Genomic DNA, 512 nt, shown 5'->3' with positions numbered 1-512 from the left:
TCTCGTGCGCCGCCTGCACAAGGTCTACTACGGCCACACGCAAGCCACGACCCTCCAAGCCGAAGCCCGCGCCGCGGCAATCCGCCGCAAGCACCCACTCCGCGTGCTGGAGAAAACTGAGAACCTCATCGCCTCCGCTCCCAATAAGGACACGCTGCGCGCGCTGCTGGCGGACACCGCCGCCGAAGACATCCCCACCGTCGCTGCCAAGCACATTGAGAAAAAGCCCAAAAACGAATACGCCCGGCTAACCCAATCCCCCGACGGGTGGGCACGCTTGACCATCTTCACCAAGGACCCGGGCCTCCTCGACTTCGCCAACGGCCTGCCCGGCGTGACCCCGAAATCCCGGAACAAGCTTTTAGACGGGTTCAAAGAATTCGTCGAAGGCGCAACCAGGCTCGCACCGCCGCGGCGCATGGTCCATATCGTGCTCAAGCTCGACGAGATGGACAAGATTACCCGCGGCGAAGGCGACGACGTCACCATCCGCGCCTCGGACGGCTCAGTGC

At 63.9% G+C, this 512-nt stretch carries 1 pseudogene; it reads left to right on the top strand.

The window, feature by feature from the left end:
- Positions 1-512: pseudogene (locus HMPREF3227_RS13615) on the top strand (hypothetical protein); the annotation flags it as partial.

This window comes from Corynebacterium sp. CMW7794, from assembly GCF_001563605.1.
In the GTDB taxonomy this organism is placed as follows: Bacteria; Actinomycetota; Actinomycetes; order Mycobacteriales; family Mycobacteriaceae; genus Corynebacterium; species Corynebacterium phoceense.
This window is presented reverse-complemented; position numbering and strand designations above follow the sequence as displayed.